Source organism: Amycolatopsis sp. lyj-346 (assembly GCF_046548975.1).
Taxonomy (GTDB): Bacteria; Actinomycetota; Actinomycetes; order Mycobacteriales; family Pseudonocardiaceae; genus Amycolatopsis.
In genome coordinates this window covers 1,063,473-1,077,934 of the sequence record NZ_JAJPWT010000001.1, presented here as the reverse complement: position 1 = coordinate 1,077,934, position 14,462 = coordinate 1,063,473, and the positions used below count along the sequence as shown (strand labels likewise).

The window sequence follows — 14,462 nt, the reverse complement described above, 5'->3', positions numbered from 1 at the left end:
GACATGGATCAGGTACTCGGGCAGGTCCTCCGCAATGCGGTCTGGGAGCGCCTCGACATGCTGACCGACCTGGCGAACCGCGCCGACGCCCAATCGCTCGTCTCGGTCGCGCGCTCCGAACTGCCCCGGTTGACCGAGGCGTGGCGCGCGATGCTGAAGATGCACGAGCCCGACGAACGCGGTGACTGCCCGACCTGCTCGACCCGGTGGCACCGCTGCAAGGCGCCGTGCTCCGTCTGGCAGGTCGCGCACGAACACCTGGTGGCCGGCGGCCTGGCCCCGCAGCAGTCCTCGGACAGCCGCCTGCTGGGCCGCCGCAAGAGCCCGGTCCCGACGCACCCCGCGCCCACCGCGGCCGAGACCACCGGTCGCCACGCGCTGGTGAACCCGCGCCGAGCGGTCACGGCCTGACCCCTGGACAGGCGAGCCGCGGCCGGCCGATCGCCCCATCGGACCCGCGTCTGCACTCGCCTCGGCCGAGGACTGTTTCGCCCGCACCCCCGAGCAGCGCGAACCAGTCCTCGGCCAACACCCCCCGGTCCCCACCGCGATTAATCGAAAAATATCCGCGTTAGGCCTAGCCCAGGCGGTAATCGCCCGCTAGATTGATCATCGAAGACAGCGTGGATCAAGGGTCTGATCCTGCTGTCACCCCGCCTCAGAGCGGCCCCCGAATTCCGCGGGCCGGTGCCGTTGCACTCCCCTCCCCCGACCGGCACCGGCCCGCGGTTCCACGTCCGCCCCAATGTGGCCTTGGGTGCGTTGAACGCACCCAATGTGGCCTTCGGTGCGTTGAACGCACCGAAGGCCACATTGGGGCGCTAGCGAACCGCCTTCACGCGCAGCACGAGCACCGCGGCCGAGAGCGTCGCGACCGCCGAAGCCGCGAAGAGCCCGGGGTAACCGCCGAGGTGGGCGAGCACCAGCGGCGTCACCAGCGGTGCGACCACCTGCGGCAGCGAGTTCGCGATGTTGATGACACCCAGGTCCTTGGCGCGGTCCTGCGCCGTCGGCAGCACCTGCGTCAGCATCGCCAGCGCGACCGCCATGTACGCGCCGAACCCGACGCCGAGCAGCGGGGACGCCACGAGCGCGACCGGCCAGCTCGGCCAGACGACCAGCAGCAAAGCGGCCAGCGCCATCACTCCGGAGGCCACCAGGACGTACGGCTTGCGCCGTCCGGACTTGTCGGAGAAGTGGCCCGCGAGCAGCGCGCCGATCACGAGCGCGACGCCGTAGAACGCCATCATGATGAGCAGCCCGGTGTCCGGGTCCGGGTAGTGCACGGCGTCCTTGAGGAAGAACAGCAGGTAGAGCGTGCCGAACGCGTTGCCGAGGTTGATCATGAAGTGGCACGACCACGCCCACGCGAAGTCCGGGAACCGCCGCGGCGAAACCCACAGGTTCCGGATGACCTCGCCGGCCTGGGACGACGGGCGGAACTCGACCGGCAGGCGCGCGTCCGGCGTCCGCAGGACGAAGAACGCGGCGCCGACCAGGACGATCCCGGCGCAGGCCGAGTAGGCCAGCGGCAGCCCGGCGATGCCGAGCATGACGACGACCACGACCGCGCCCAGCACGGTGCCGAGCATCTGCGCGATCCCGACCAGCCCGCCGACCTGCGCGCGCTGCCCGACCGGGACGCGGTCGGCGATGGCGGACATCAGGGTCGCGAGCATGCCGTTGAGCCCGGCCTGGACCAGGCACCAGCCGGTGATCATCAGCGCGACGTCCGGAGCGAACGCCAGCACCAGCAGCCCGACGGCGGCGACCACCGCGCCGGCCACCGTCCACGGGTGGCGACGGCCGAACCGCGAGCACGTCCGGTCCGACAGCAGCCCGACCGCCGGGTTGACGATCAGCGCCACGACCGCGCCGACCCCCATGACCAGGCCGAGCACGAGCTCCTTGTTCACCTGGTCGAGCAGCTCGGCCTGCTGCGGCAGCAGCACCTGGATCGGCGCGTAGATGCCCAGCCAGAGCGCGATGTTCGCGAAGAACAGCAGGCTCATCCAGCCGGGCCGCACCCGTACGACGGGTTCGGCCAGCGCTTCCGGGAGCGCCTGGGTCGCTTCACTCATTCCGCACCAGCTTCCGGTACCAGTGGAACGAGTCCTTCGGCGTCCGCCGCAGGGTCTCGTAGTCGACGTGCACCAGGCCGAAGCGCGGCGCGTAGCCCTTGGACCACTCGAAATTGTCCATCAGGGACCAGCAGAAGTAGCCGCGGACGTCGACGCCGGCGTCCATCGCCTCGCGCAGCGCGACGAGGTGACTGTGCAGGAAGTCGATCCGTTCGGGGTCGTGGACACCGCCGTCTTCGGCGACTTCGTCGGCGAAGCTGCAGCCGTTTTCGGTGATCTGGATCGGCGGCAGCTGTTCGCGGTAGCGGTGGTGGAAGTCCAGCAGCAGTTCGCGCAGGGCGTGCGGGACGATCGGCGAGTCGTTGGTCGTCATCGGGTAGCCCTCGACGTCGCGCAGCTCGAAGGGCAGCGGATTGCCGGGGCCGGGCATCGCGACCCCTTGCGGCTCGTAGTAGTTGATGCCGTAGAAGTCGAGCGGCTGCGCGATGGTGGGCAGGTCGTCGGCGAACCCGGCGGGCAGGTGCTGGTGCAGCTCTTCGGGGTAGCTGCCGAGCAGCATCGGATCGGCGTACATCCGGTTGAGCAGGGCGTCGAGCCACACGGCCGCGTCTCCGGCGTCGTCGTCCGCGGGCCAGATCGGCGAGTGGTTGTTGGCCGTGCCGATGTTCGTCGCCCCCGCCGCGCGGAGGGCCTGGACGGCGAGGCCGTGCGCGAGGTTCTGGTGGTGCGCGGTGGGAATGGCGTCCAGCAGCAGGACCTTGCCGGGCGCGTACTCGCCGATCCCGTAGCCGAAGATGGACATGACCATCGGCTCGTTGAGCGGAATCCACATTTTCACCCGATCGGCGAAGCGGTCGCCGAGGATCCGGGCGTACTCGGCGAAGCGCTCAGCGGTCGCCCGGGAGAGCCAGCCGCCCTCGTCTTCGACGGCCTGCGGGGTGTCCCAGTGGTAGAGCGTGACGGCGGGAGCGATGCCGGCCTCGCAGACGGCGTCGATGAGCTTGTCGTAGAAGCCGAGGCCTTCGGGGTTGGGCGCGCCCTTCCCGTCGGGCTGGATGCGCGGCCAGGCAATGGACATCCGGTAGGCCCCGACGCCGAGTTCCGCCATCAACGCGATGTCTTCGGGGTAGCGGTGGTAGTGGTCGGCGGCTACGTTGGCTTGTTCACCGCGGGCGATCTTGCCCTCGGTCGCGGTGAACGTGTCCCAGATGGACGGTCCGCGCCCACCTTCGCTGGTGGCACCTTCGATCTGGAACGCCGATGTCGAAACACCCCAGAGGAAGTCGGGCGGGAAGATCGGGTTCTGCACCGGCTGCTGACCCCTTCGTCAGGGCACCCATACGGGTGAACATGAAAAGTTCTCATATACTAGGTCTTCACTCGTCCGTGGGGAAGCCCGTCGGCACGATAAAGTCCCAGATCAGACGAGGAGGAGTGCCGTGTCCGACATCCAGGCCGCGAAGGTGCCGGCAGAAGCCACCCCCTTACGCCGTCAGCCGGTCCAGCAACGAAGCGCGAAGCGAGTCGAGCAAATGCTCGACGCGAGCGCGGCGTTGATCGACGAACTCGGCTACGACGCGCTGACGACGACGTTGATCGCCAAGCGAGCCGGCGTCGCCGTCGGTTCGCTGTACCAGTTCTTCCCGGACAAGCGCGCGGTCGTCCAGGCGCTCACCGCGCGGAATCTGGAACGCTTCGTGGGCGCGGTGAACGAGCGGCTGAAGCAGCTGGGCCCGGAGCACTGGTGGGACGTCGTGGACTCGATCCTCGACATCTACCTGGAGATGCACCGGACGGTACCGGGATTTTCGAAGGTCCACTTCGGCGACATCATCGACCGCCAGCTGCTGGACGAGACCCGCGACAACAACGCGGTGATCGTCGATTCCCTGACGGACCTGGTGGCCATGCAGGTGGACCGGCCGGTCGAGGACCTGCGGTTCGCGATCACGATCGCGAACGAAGTGGCTGACGCGCTGATGAAGCTGGCGTTCCGGCGGGAGCCGAGCGGGGACGAGAAGATCGTGGCCGAGGCGAAGTACGTGGTGAAGGGGTACTTGGCGGCTCGGTTCGGGGAGCGGTCTTAGAGGCTCGGCCGGGTCAATCGCGTCCGCCGGGGTGACCGCCCCGCACGCTGAAGCTGTCCACGCTGTCCACAGAAGTTGTCCACAGGTATGCACACCTGTGGACAACGTGGTGGTTTCGGGGTGGGTTGTCGGTGGGGGCCGATAGACTGGACTTGGGGACGCCCCCGGGAGGGTGGGGGGCTGTCCGGGAGTCTCCCCGGGGGCACACAGTGGCTGGTCAGCCGAAGTTTTGGTGCTCGCCGCGGTAGGTCGGGACTGTTCGCTCCACTCGGTCGCCCAGGACCAGGTGGTAGTGGGTGAATCTTTCGGCCAGCTCGCCTGCCTTTGCGTGGCGCAGCCATACCCGGTCACCCGGTTTCAGGGTTCGGGCTGCTCGGCCCGTTACCGGGGTCTGGACCTCGCCCGCTCCCTCGAAGCCGAGGAACTTCAAACCCGTTGGCAGGTACGGCTTCGGCTGGCGGGACGGGCCGGTGGGGCCCGAGGCGATGTAGCCGCCCGAAAAGAGGGTGGCGATCTTGCGGGTGGGGCGGCGGACCACCGGCAGGGCGAACAACGCCGCCGGGCGGGGCTTGAAACGGGTGTACCCGTCGAAGAGTGTTGGGCCGATCAAGCCTGAGCCCGCCGCTATTTCCGTTACGACCGCGTCGGCGCCCGTGGACTCGAGGCTGCCCGTTCCGCCTCCGTTGACGAACTCCAGGGGCGTCACCGCCTGGACCGCTCGGACCGCTTCGCCGCGGCGGCGGGTCAGCTCGGCCGCCGATCGGCGTTGCATCCAGCCCACCAGTGCCCGGTTCAGGCGGTGGCCGGCCGCGTCGCCGAGGCCCGCTATCTGACCTTCGTACGCCATCACGCCCACCAAGCGGAAGCCCGGGCGGGCGACGATTTCGCGGGCGAACGCCGATGCCTGCTTCGGGGTGAACAGCGGCGAGCGCCGGGTGCCGACGTGGATTCCCGGCGCCGGGCGCCACGACGCGTCCAGCTCCAGGCACACCCGGATCTCCGGGTGGCCGTGGCCGAGGGCGGCGTCCACCAGGTCGAGGTGCTCCGGCGAATCCACCATGATCGCGATCGCGGCGCGTGCCTTTTCGGAAGTGGCCAGGCTGCGGAGGGCTTCGTGGTCGGCCGTCGGGTAGGCGACGACGATGTCATCGGTCGTGCCCTGCTCCACGTGCCAGACCGCTTCCGCCAGCGAATAGCACATCAGGCCCTCGAAGCCCGGCATCGTCAGCGCCCGCTCCAGCAGCGCGCGGCAGCGGACCGACTTGCTGACGATGCGGATCGGCTTGCCCGCCGCGCGACGGCGGAGGTCGGCGGCGTTCGCGTCGAACGCCGCCAAGTCGACCACGGCCAAGGGTGGATCGAGGTCCTTGGTCGCCAAGTCGTACACCGTCGCACTGGTCACGAGGTCTAAAGTACGACATGAGGGCTTGAAACGCGAATACTATTCACTTACTGTTTCGGCACTCACGGCTGAAGGGTGCGCACGCATGACCCGGTGGACCAACTGGGCGGGCACGGCGTCCGCGTCGCCGCAGCACGTTCACCTGCCGCGCAACCCGGCGGAAATCGCGGCGACGATCGAGCGCATCGCCGCGGCCGGGCGCACCGTGCGCCCGCTGGGCAGCGGGCACTCCTTCACCGCCATCGCCGCCCCCGACTCCGACGCGCTCGACCTGCGGCACTGGACCGGGATCGAACGGGCCGACCTGGAGACCGGGCACGTCACCGTCCGCGCGGGCACGACGCTCCGGGAGCTCAACGCCGCCCTCGACGCGCTCGGGCTGGCCATGACCAACCTCGGGGACATCGACGCGCAGACCGTCGCCGGCGCGATTTCCACCGGCACCCACGGAACCGGCGCGAAGATCGGCGGGCTCGCCACTCAGGTCGTCGCGCTCGAACTCGTCCTCGCCGACGGCTCCATCGTCACCTGCTCGGCCGGCGAAAAGCCCGACCTCTTCGCCGCCGCCCGCGTCGGGCTCGGCGCGCTCGGCGTCATCACCACGGTGACGCTCAAGTGCGAACCGTCCTTCATCCTGCGCGCGCAGGAACGGCCGGAGCCGCTGGAACAGGTCCTCGAAGGCTTCCACGACTTCGCCGACGAGAACGAGCACTTCGAGTTCTACTGGTTCCCCTACGGCAAGAACGCCCTGGTCAAGCGCAACAACCGGACCGAGTCGGCGCAGCCGCTGAGCAAGGTCCGCGAGTTCGTCGACTACCGGGTCATGGAGAACGTCGCCTTCGGCGGCCTGTGCCGGGCCGGACGGCTGATGCCGAAGCTCGGGCCGTCACTCGGCCGCTTCGCCTCCAACGTCCTGAGCGCGCGTGAGTACAGCGACGTCTCGCACCGCGTTTTCGTCACCGCGCGCAACGTTCGGTTCACCGAGACGGAATACGCTGTTCCACGTGAATCAGTGCTGGACGTGCTCGCCGAACTACGCGCCGTGGTGCCGACGCTGAAGCACCCGGTGATGTTCCCGGTCGAGGTGCGGGTCGCCGCGGCCGACGACATCTGGCTGTCGACCGCGCAGGGCCGCGACTCCGCCTACATCGCCATCCACCAGTTCACCGGCATGCCGTACCGCGAGTACTTCGGCGCGTTCGAGAAGATCGCCGGCGCCGTCGGCGGCCGCCCGCACTGGGGCAAGATGCACGACCTCGACGCCGGTGTCCTCCGCTCGCGCTACCCGCACTTCGACGACTTCCTGCGCGTGCGCAAGGAAACCGATCCAAGTGGTGTCTTCCGCAACACCCATCTGGACCGGGTGCTGGGGCCGGCTTAGAACAGCGCCGACACCGATTCGCCGTTGTGGATCCGGCGGATCGCTTCGGCCATCGCCGGCGCGATCGAAAGGATCTTCAGCTTCTCGGTGCGCTCGTCCTCGGGCACCGGGACCGTGTTGGTGCAGACGATTTCCAGCACCTCCGGCCGGCTGCCGATGCGCTCGATGGCCTTCGCGGCGAACAGCCCGTGCGTGCACGCGACGCGGATCGAGCGCGGCTGCAGCTCGGCCAGCCGGTCCAGCAGTTCGAGCACCGTGCTGCCCTTGGCGATCTCGTCGTCGAGCACGATCACGTCCCGGCCGGTGATCTCGCCGATCACGGAGGTGATCTGGACGCGGTCGTCGGGGAAGCGCTCCTTCGCACCGGCCGCGACCTGGGCGCCGAGGAGCCGCGCGAAGTGCGACGCCTCCTTCGCGTTGCCCAGGTCGGGCGAGACGACGGTGGTGCGCGAAAGGTCGTACTGCCGGAAGTGCTTGGCCAGCTCCTGCAGTGCGTGCAGGTGATCCACCGGGACGCTGAAGAAGCCGTGCACCTGCGGCGAGTGCAGGGTCATCGCGAGCACCCGGCTCGCCCCGGCCGTCACCAGCAGGTCGGCGACCAGCCGGCCGCCGATGGAGATGCGCGGCGCGTCCTTCTTGTCCGAGCGCGCGTAGGAGTAGTGCGGCATCACGGCGGTGATGCGGGACGCCGACGCGCCGCGCGCCGCGTCGAGCATCAGCAGCAGTTCGACGAGGTGCTCCTGCACCGGCTTCACCAGCGGCTGGATGATGAAGACGTCCCGCTCGCGGCAGTTCGCCTGCAGCTGCACCTCGAGGCAGTCGTTGGCGAACCGCTGGATCTCGACCGGCCGCAGCGGCACGCCGAGGTGCGCGCAGATCTCTTCGGCCAGCTCGGGGTGCGCACTGCCGCTGAAGACGGCGATCTCTCTCGATGTTTCGTTCACAGTGCGGAGATCGCCTCGCCGATCGCGGCTTCACCGGAGATCAGCTCGAGGGTGCGGTGGATCGAAGCGGGCGTCTCGAGCAGGCCGGCGAGCACGGCGGCGACGTCGGCGCGCGGCACCGGGCCGCGGCCGGTCTTCTCGGCCAGCAGGACCAGGCCGGTGCCGGGATCGTCGGTGAGCTGTCCCGGCCGGAGGATCGTCCAGTCGAGGTCGCGGGCCTTGAGGTCGTCCTCCGCGGCGCGCTTGGCGTGCAGGTAGTGCCGGAATTCCGCGCTGACGTCGGGGTTGTCCGGGTTGTCGGCGCCCATCGAACCGACCTGGACGTGCCGTCGGACGCCCGCGCGCTCGGCCGCTTCGGCGAACAACGCCGCCGCGCCACGGTCCACAGTGTCCTTGCGGGCGGTGCCGCTGCCCGGGCCCGCGCCGGCCGAGAACACCGCGGCGTCGGCACCCTTCAAGGCTTCGGCGACGGCGTCCACGTCGGAGTTCTCCAGGTCGAGCACGACGGCCTGGGCGCCGGCGGCTTCGACGTCCGCCACGTGGGCGGGGTTGCGGATGATCCCGACCGCTTCGTCACCGCGCGCGGCGAGCAGCCGCTCCAGCCGAAGGGCGATCTGACCGTGTCCACCTGCAATGACGACGCGCATGAGCCGACCCTATCCCGGTGGGATCAAGCCCGTCAGTCGAGCGACGCGGGGACCTCGGCGGTGCGCAGCAGGTGGTCGTAGACCAGCTCGTTGACCAGGCGGGAGACCGGGTCCTCGGCCAGCACGACGCGCTCGGTGCGGCCCTCGAGGTCGAGGTCGACGACCGCGTTCGGGTCGGCGGTCACGACGGCGAGGCCGTACGCGCGGGCACGCGGCAGGCAGTTGCCGACGTAGTCCTCGGTGAGGATGACCGGCGACGGGAGCACCATCGCGGCCTCGCCGTAGCGGGCGAACGGAACCGCGGAGGCCATCGCGGTGCGCCAGTGGCGCGCGACGGCCAGGACGCCGACGATCTCGGCGGCCGGGGCGGGGGCGGTTCCGGCCAGCTCCGGCCAGGTCCAGGTGTCGACGGTGGCGCGGTCGGCCACCGGGCCGGCACCCATCGCGATGCGTTCGGCGTGCACGTCGGTGCGAAGCTTGGCGACCACGCAGACCTTGCGGCCGAGGATGGTGGTCTCGGGCAGGACGATGCCGTTCCAGCCCAGCTGGGCGGCCGCGGCGCGGGCGAGCTCGTCGACGCTCGCGGGGAGCTCGATCGGCGGCACCACGCGGCTCGGCATCGACCGGCTGCGCTTCGCGCCACCGGCGACCGTCGAGCGCTCGGTGTTCTGAGGTGTAGCCGCCACGAGTCCGCCTCCTTCTAACCTGCACCGCTTCGTGACCGGGGGAAACCGGCACCTCACTTGTCTAACAGCGCGGCGGCGCGGCGTCGCCGGGTAGTGCGAGTGGCTGCGATCGACGGCGCCCAGCGATCGATGACCGGTCGGTAGGCGGTCATCGGACTTCGGTCGAACGGTGCGGCCAACCGAGTGATCGCGGGGGTGAGTGGCATTACGGTCCGGCTACGGGCGATTACCCGGGGCAGAATCGGCCAAACCCGTCCGGCTAGCCCGTTCGGCGCAACCACGGCCGGATCCACAGTGGACGCGGGCCGCTGAGCTGCGGATGTCCGCCGTCACCCACCCGGCGGTGACTTGCACCGCAGCGGCGCCGGGCGCGCGGGACTAAAGTTACCCACCAGTCACTTAGCCGCCGCCGTGGAGGACCGATGCGCTCCCCGAAGGACTTCTTCGCCCCGCTCGCCCTGGGCGCGCCCGTACCCGTGCGGGAGATCCCGGTGACGCCGTCCCGGATGATCCACTTCTTCGACCCCGGCAACGAGAAGATGGCGGCGAAGGTGCCGGACATCGCGAAGAAGGTCGACGTCCTGCTCGGGAACCTCGAGGACGCCGTCCGCGCCGACCGCAAGGAGGCCGCGCGGGCCGGCCTGGTCGCGATCGCCAAGGCGAACGACTTCGGGAAGACGCAGCTGTGGACGCGCGTCAACAGCCTGGACTCGCCGTGGGTGCTCGACGACCTGATCACGCTCGTCACCGAAATCGGCGACAAGCTCGACGTCATCATGGTGCCGAAGGTCGAAGGCGCGCAGGACATCCACTACGTCGACCGGCTGCTGGCCCAGCTCGAGGCGCGCGCCGGGCTGACGAAGCCGTTGCTGGTGCACGCCATCCTCGAAACGGCGAGCGGGGTGGCCAATGTGGAGCAGATCGCCGGCGCGAGCCCGCGCATGCAGGGCATCTCGCTCGGCCCGGCCGACCTGGCCGCGAGCCGCCGGATGAAGACGACCCGCGTCGGCGGCGGCCACCCGGGCTACCTGGTGCGGACCGATCCGACGGGCGACGACCTGACCGAGGGCCGGACGACCTACCAGCAGGACCTCTGGCACTACACGGTGGCGCGGATGGTCGACGCCTGCGCGATGCACGGGATCCTGCCGTACTACGGGCCGTTCGGGGACATCCGCGACGTCGTCGCGTGCGAGGACCAGTTCCGCAACGCGTTCCTGCTCGGCTGCGTGGGCGCGTGGAGCCTGCACCCGGTGCAGATCGACATCGCGAAGAAGGTGTTCTCGCCGTCGCCGTCCGATGTGGCCTGGGCGCGCCGGGTGATCGCCGAGATGGGTGACGGCACGGGCGCGGTGATGATCGACGGCAAGATGCAGGACGACGCGTCGGTGAAGCAGTGCCGCGTGGTCGCCGAACTGGCTGACGCACTGGCGGCCGACGACCCCGAACTCGCCGCGGCCTACGACGCCGCCACCAAGGAGGCCCTCGGATGACCACGCCCCGGCGCTCTGTCCTCTACATGCCCGGCGCGAACGAGCGCGCGCTGGAGAAGGCCAAGACGATCCCGGCGGACGCGCTGATCCTCGACCTCGAGGACGCCGTCTCCCCCGACGCCAAGGAAGCCGCGCGCGAGCGGGTGTGTGCCGCGGTCGGTTCGTACGGCGCCCGCGAGGTGACGATCCGGGTCAACGGCCTCGACACCGAGTGGCACGACGCCGACCTGCGCGCGGCCGCGGCCGCGGGCCCGGCCGCGGTGGTCGTGCCGAAGGTGAACTCGGCGGCCGAGGTGCACAACATCGAGCGCGCGCTGGAGCTCGGCGGGGCGCCGGACCACACGAAGATCTGGGCGATGGTCGAGACGCCGGTCGCGATGCTGCACGCCGAAGAGATCGCGGCAGCGTCTGAGCGGCTCACCGTGCTGGTGATGGGCACGAACGACCTGGCCAAGGAGCTGCACGCGGAGTTCGTGCCCGGCCGTGGCCCGCTGCTCGGCGGCCTCTCGCTGTGCCTGCTGGCCGCACGGGCGACCGGCAAGGTCATCCTGGACGGCGTCTACAACGACGTGAAGGACCTTGAAGGTTTCGAGGCCGAGTGCGAGCAGGGCCGTCAGTACGGCTTCGACGGCAAGACGCTGATCCACCCGGCGCAGGTGGAGCCGTGCAACCGGATCTTCGCGCCGTCCGAGGAAGAGATCGACCGGTCGCGCCGGATCATCGAGGCCTTCGAGGAAGCGCAGAAGGAAGGCCGCGGAGTGGTGACCGTGGACGGCCGGATGATCGAGAACCTGCACGTCGGCAACGCGCGGCGCGTGCTCGCGCTGGCCGAGGCCGTCAAGAACTGAACCCCGGTGGCCGGGCCGGTTGCCCGGCCACCGGGACGGTTCACTTCGGCAGCGAGTCCGTCCACTCGGCATTGACCTGCGCGCCCTGCGGATTGGCGACCACGTAGATCGCACCGTCCGGGGACACGTACATGGACGTCCGGTTGATGCGGCCGGTCGACGGGTCGACCACCAGGCGGTACTCCCCGGGCAGCAGGAAACCTCGGCCGCCCGGGACGGCACCGAGGTCCTGGACGCCGGGGTACGCCGCGATCGAGCGGAAGGCCGTCGCTCGCACGGCCGGCGGTGCGGGCAGGGTCGACACCAGCGAAACCATCGACAGCAGCAGCTCCCGTTCCCGGTCCGCCGCGGTGAACGGACCCGCGCTCGTCCGGGCACCGCTGTGCGCGATCGCGTTCACGAGCCAGTCCCGCAGCGCCGCCGGGTCGGTGGGCAGGGTCCGGAGCTGCTCGAAGGTCACCTCGGTGGCCGCCAGCCGCAACGGGAACAACCCCAGCGGCATGACCCGGCCACCGGACTTCGCACCGCGGAAGAACAGGTGGCCGTCGGAGGCGTACCAGTACTCGTAGACCTCCTTGTCCGAGGCGGTCTTGATGTGCCAGTACTTGCCGGTGCCCGCCGGGGCGTGCTCGGCCACCGTGGCCGCCGCCAGCAGGACCTGCCGGCCGGTGACGACCGGGGCCACGGCCTGCGGCTGCGGAGCGGGCGCCGGGGCGCCGGGCAGGGTCGCCACCACGACGGCGGCCGCGGCCGCGGCGGCCACCAGACCGGCACCGAGCGCCAGCGGGCGCACCCGGCGGCGAGGGCCCGCGAGCATGTGGTTCCGCAGCCGGTGCCGGCTCCGGTCGGCGACGTCCTGCGGCACTTCGTGGGGCGAGAGCGCCGCGCGCAGGGTCTGCAGGTCATTCATCGGACGCCTCCTCGGCGAGAACGGGGGTGAGCTTCTTGCGGGCCCGTGTCAGCCGGGAGCCGACCGTGCCCGGGGAGATGCCGAGTGCTTCGGCCACTTCGGCGTAACCGAGGTCGCCGAGCGCGACGAGCAGCAGGACGTCGCGCTCGCCGGCGGACAGCCGGGACAACGCCTTCCCCAGCCGCGCAACCGTCAGCGAAGCGACGACGCGGTTTTCGTGCCCTTCGGCGGTCTCGCGCAGGTCCAGCCGCGAGAGCGCGCGGTAGTGGCGGGCCTCCTTGCGGCGGTGCCGGGAGACCAGGTTCGTCGCGATGCCGAACAGCCAGGCGCGCAGTTCGCCGCGGGCGGCGTCGAACGTCTTCCGGCGGTCGAAGGCGACGAGGAACGTCTCGGCGGCGACGTCCTCCGCGACCTGGGCACCGAGCCGCCCGGCGACGTACCGGTGGATGTCCGGGAAGTAGCGGTCGTGCACCTCGGTGAACTGCTCGCTGCCCAGCATCGTGGCCGCCGTCATGGGGCTGCCTCTGTCATGGGGTTCCTTCCCGTCGGCGACAGCTTCACCCCCACTTCGCCGAAGGTCCGGAACTCCTTCCCTACCCCACCGGCCAGGGCCGCTGCGGCGGCCGGAGCCGTTCGTACGCCGCGGCCACGCGGAGCACGCCGAGGTCGTCGAAGCGACGGCCGGCGAGCTGGAGGCCGATCGGGCGGCCGTCGTCGGTGTAGCCGCAGTTCAGCGACACCGCGGGCTGGCCGGACATGTTGTACGGCACCGTGAACCCGATGTGCTCGAACGGCCGCGCCGGGTCGTTCGTCGGCGACGCCCACTCCGCCGGCGGCGCCGCGACCGGACTGACCGGGGACAGGACGACGTCGAACGCCGAAGTCGCACGCAGGGCCGCGACGCTCATCACGTCGATCTGCGCGAAGCCGCGGTAGACGTCCACACCGGACGCGTTCGCGCCGCCCGCCGCCCAGTCGGCGATGTACGGCAGGACCTTCGCGCGGCGGTCGGGCGGCAGGGCCGTCAGGTCGGACCACGCCCGCGTGCGCCAGAACACGTCGAGGCCGTCGAGCATCTCGCGGGTCAGGAACGGCTCGACCGGCTCGACGACCGCGCCCGCCGCTTCGAACGCCCGGGCCGCCGCGGTGACGGCGTCGCGGATCGCCGGGTCCACCGGGAGGCCGAGGCCGGCCTCGAGCTGCAGGCCGACGCGCAGGCCGGTCAACGAGCCGTCCAGCGCGGACCAGTCGAGGTCCGACGGCGGCAGGCACAGGTGGTCACGCGGGTCCGGGCACGAGAGCACGCTCATCAGCAACGCCGTGTCGGCGACCGTGCGGGTCATCGGGCCGGCGACCCGGCCCAGGAACGGCGGGTCGACCGGCACCCGCCCGAAGCTCGGCTTCAGGCCGACCAGGCCGCACCAGCCCGCGGGCAGCCGGATCGAGCCGCCGATGTCCGTGCCGACGTGCAGCGGGCCGTAGCCCGCCGCGGCCGCCGCGCCCGCACCCGCGCTGGACCCGCCCGGTGTGGCCGCCGGTTGCCACGGGTTGCGGGCCGTGGCGTGGAAACTCGACAGCCCGGAGCTCAGCATCCCGTAGTCCGGCATGGTCGTCTTGGCCAGCAGGAGGCCACCGGATTCGCGGACCCGCGCCGCCGCCGGGGCGTCCTCGGCGGCCGGGGCGAGCGTCGCCGCCGCCGTGCCCAGTGGCACCGGCGTGCCGCGGGTCGCGATGTTCTCCTTGAGCGTGAGCGGGACGCCGTCGATCGGGCCCAGGGGTTCGCCGGCCGCCCAGCGGGCTTCGGACGCCTTCGCGTCTTCGAGAGCACCCGAAGGGTCGTACGCGTACAACGCGTGCAGCTCCGGCTCTCGCGCTTCGACACGCGCGACAACGGCTTCGGTCACCTCGACCGGCGAGAGCGTCTTCGCGCGGTACTGCGCGACGAGCTCGACGGCGGTCAGGTCAGGCAGCTCGGTCATGCAC

The 14,462-nt window shown here is 70.6% G+C and carries 14 protein-coding genes; 5 read left to right on the top strand and 9 right to left on the bottom strand.

Annotation, left to right across the window (positions count from 1 at the left end):
• Nucleotides 1-3: 3 nt before the first annotated feature.
• On the top strand, nt 4-411 hold the full coding sequence (locus ACLJQE_RS05265) for a hypothetical protein (RefSeq protein ID WP_410637800.1): 408 nt from the start codon (nt 4-6) through the stop codon (nt 409-411).
• A 410-nt stretch (nt 412-821) separates the two neighbouring features.
• Here the strand turns inward: ACLJQE_RS05265 and ACLJQE_RS05260 are convergent, their stop codons facing one another.
• Nucleotides 822-2,081 (bottom strand): MFS transporter, encoded by a 1,260-nt coding sequence (locus ACLJQE_RS05260; RefSeq protein WP_410637799.1) that lies wholly within the window; start codon nt 2,079-2,081, stop codon nt 822-824.
• Nucleotides 2,074-3,390: a GH1 family beta-glucosidase gene (locus tag ACLJQE_RS05255; RefSeq protein ID WP_410637798.1), complete on the bottom strand. Its 1,317-nt coding sequence runs from the start codon at nt 3,388-3,390 to the stop codon at nt 2,074-2,076. Before ACLJQE_RS05255 ends, ACLJQE_RS05260 begins: the two co-directional genes overlap by 8 nt.
• Nucleotides 3,391-3,520: 130 nt before the next feature.
• Between ACLJQE_RS05255 and ACLJQE_RS05250 the strand changes: the two genes are divergently transcribed.
• On the top strand, nt 3,521-4,168 hold the full coding sequence (locus ACLJQE_RS05250; RefSeq protein WP_410637797.1) for a TetR/AcrR family transcriptional regulator: 648 nt from the start codon (nt 3,521-3,523) through the stop codon (nt 4,166-4,168).
• A 217-nt stretch (nt 4,169-4,385) separates the two neighbouring features.
• Here ACLJQE_RS05250 and ACLJQE_RS05245 read toward each other — a convergent pair whose 3' ends face one another.
• A complete protein-coding gene (locus ACLJQE_RS05245) occupies nt 4,386-5,570 on the bottom strand; it encodes an amino acid deaminase/aldolase (protein ID WP_410637796.1) in 1,185 nt (394 codons plus the stop codon).
• Between the two features lie 85 nt (nt 5,571-5,655).
• On the opposite strand from ACLJQE_RS05245, the gene ACLJQE_RS05240 reads away from it, so the two are divergent.
• Nucleotides 5,656-6,951: a D-arabinono-1,4-lactone oxidase gene (locus tag ACLJQE_RS05240; protein ID WP_410637795.1), complete on the top strand. Its 1,296-nt coding sequence runs from the start codon at nt 5,656-5,658 to the stop codon at nt 6,949-6,951.
• Here ACLJQE_RS05240 and ACLJQE_RS05235 read toward each other — a convergent pair.
• Genes ACLJQE_RS05235 through ACLJQE_RS05225 form a run of 3 tightly spaced genes read right to left on the bottom strand, consistent with a single transcriptional unit; the run spans nt 6,948 to nt 9,228 of the window.
• A complete protein-coding gene (locus ACLJQE_RS05235) occupies nt 6,948-7,895 on the bottom strand; it encodes a ribose-phosphate diphosphokinase (protein ID WP_410637794.1) in 948 nt (315 codons plus the stop codon). The two genes, ACLJQE_RS05240 and ACLJQE_RS05235, sit on opposite strands and share 4 nt — an antisense overlap.
• Nucleotides 7,892-8,542, bottom strand: a complete 651-nt coding sequence (locus tag ACLJQE_RS05230; protein ID WP_410637793.1) for an SDR family oxidoreductase — start codon at nt 8,540-8,542, stop codon at nt 7,892-7,894. Before ACLJQE_RS05230 ends, ACLJQE_RS05235 begins: the two co-directional genes overlap by 4 nt.
• 32 nt (nt 8,543-8,574) lie before the next feature.
• Nucleotides 8,575-9,228, bottom strand: a complete 654-nt coding sequence (locus tag ACLJQE_RS05225) for a hypothetical protein (protein WP_410637792.1) — start codon at nt 9,226-9,228, stop codon at nt 8,575-8,577.
• Between the two features lie 422 nt (nt 9,229-9,650).
• Here ACLJQE_RS05225 and ACLJQE_RS05220 point away from each other — a divergent pair, with 422 nt between their 5' ends.
• Nucleotides 9,651-10,721: an HpcH/HpaI aldolase/citrate lyase family protein gene (locus tag ACLJQE_RS05220; protein WP_410637791.1), complete on the top strand. Its 1,071-nt coding sequence runs from the start codon at nt 9,651-9,653 to the stop codon at nt 10,719-10,721.
• Nucleotides 10,718-11,569 (top strand): HpcH/HpaI aldolase/citrate lyase family protein, encoded by an 852-nt coding sequence (locus ACLJQE_RS05215; RefSeq protein ID WP_410637790.1) that lies wholly within the window; start codon nt 10,718-10,720, stop codon nt 11,567-11,569. The genes ACLJQE_RS05220 and ACLJQE_RS05215 overlap by 4 nt, the downstream gene beginning before the upstream one ends.
• A 40-nt stretch (nt 11,570-11,609) precedes the next feature.
• Here the strand turns inward: ACLJQE_RS05215 and ACLJQE_RS05210 are convergent, their stop codons facing one another.
• The 3 genes from ACLJQE_RS05210 to ACLJQE_RS05200 form a co-directional block, all read right to left on the bottom strand.
• The gene (locus ACLJQE_RS05210) at nt 11,610-12,479 is read right to left on the bottom strand and encodes a CU044_5270 family protein (RefSeq protein ID WP_410637789.1); all 870 of its coding nucleotides are present in this window, start codon (nt 12,477-12,479) and stop codon (nt 11,610-11,612) included.
• Nucleotides 12,472-12,993, bottom strand: coding sequence for an RNA polymerase sigma factor (locus ACLJQE_RS05205; RefSeq protein ID WP_410637788.1), 522 nt, complete (start codon nt 12,991-12,993; stop codon nt 12,472-12,474). Before ACLJQE_RS05205 ends, ACLJQE_RS05210 begins: the two co-directional genes overlap by 8 nt.
• A gap of 79 nt (nt 12,994-13,072) precedes the next feature.
• Entirely contained in the window at nt 13,073-14,458 is a 1,386-nt protein-coding gene (locus ACLJQE_RS05200; RefSeq protein WP_410637787.1) for an amidase, read from the bottom strand.
• Nucleotides 14,459-14,462 lie beyond the last annotated feature (4 nt).

What these genes read in the sequence shown, in the direction of transcription:
- ACLJQE_RS05265 (WP_410637800.1), top strand. Translation starts at nt 4, where the DNA reads ATGGATCAGGTACTCGGGCAGGTCCTCCGCAATGCGGTCTGGGAGCGC.
- ACLJQE_RS05260 (WP_410637799.1), bottom strand. Translation starts at nt 2,081, where the DNA reads ATGAGTGAAGCGACCCAGGCGCTCCCGGAAGCGCTGGCCGAACCCGTC.
- ACLJQE_RS05240 (WP_410637795.1), top strand. Translation starts at nt 5,656, where the DNA reads ATGACCCGGTGGACCAACTGGGCGGGCACGGCGTCCGCGTCGCCGCAG.
- ACLJQE_RS05230 (WP_410637793.1), bottom strand. Translation starts at nt 8,542, where the DNA reads ATGCGCGTCGTCATTGCAGGTGGACACGGTCAGATCGCCCTTCGGCTG.
- ACLJQE_RS05220 (WP_410637791.1), top strand. Translation starts at nt 9,651, where the DNA reads ATGCGCTCCCCGAAGGACTTCTTCGCCCCGCTCGCCCTGGGCGCGCCC.
- ACLJQE_RS05215 (WP_410637790.1), top strand. Translation starts at nt 10,718, where the DNA reads ATGACCACGCCCCGGCGCTCTGTCCTCTACATGCCCGGCGCGAACGAG.
- ACLJQE_RS05210 (WP_410637789.1), bottom strand. Translation starts at nt 12,479, where the DNA reads ATGAATGACCTGCAGACCCTGCGCGCGGCGCTCTCGCCCCACGAAGTG.
- ACLJQE_RS05205 (WP_410637788.1), bottom strand. Translation starts at nt 12,993, where the DNA reads ATGACGGCGGCCACGATGCTGGGCAGCGAGCAGTTCACCGAGGTGCAC.
- ACLJQE_RS05200 (WP_410637787.1), bottom strand. Translation starts at nt 14,458, where the DNA reads ATGACCGAGCTGCCTGACCTGACCGCCGTCGAGCTCGTCGCGCAGTAC.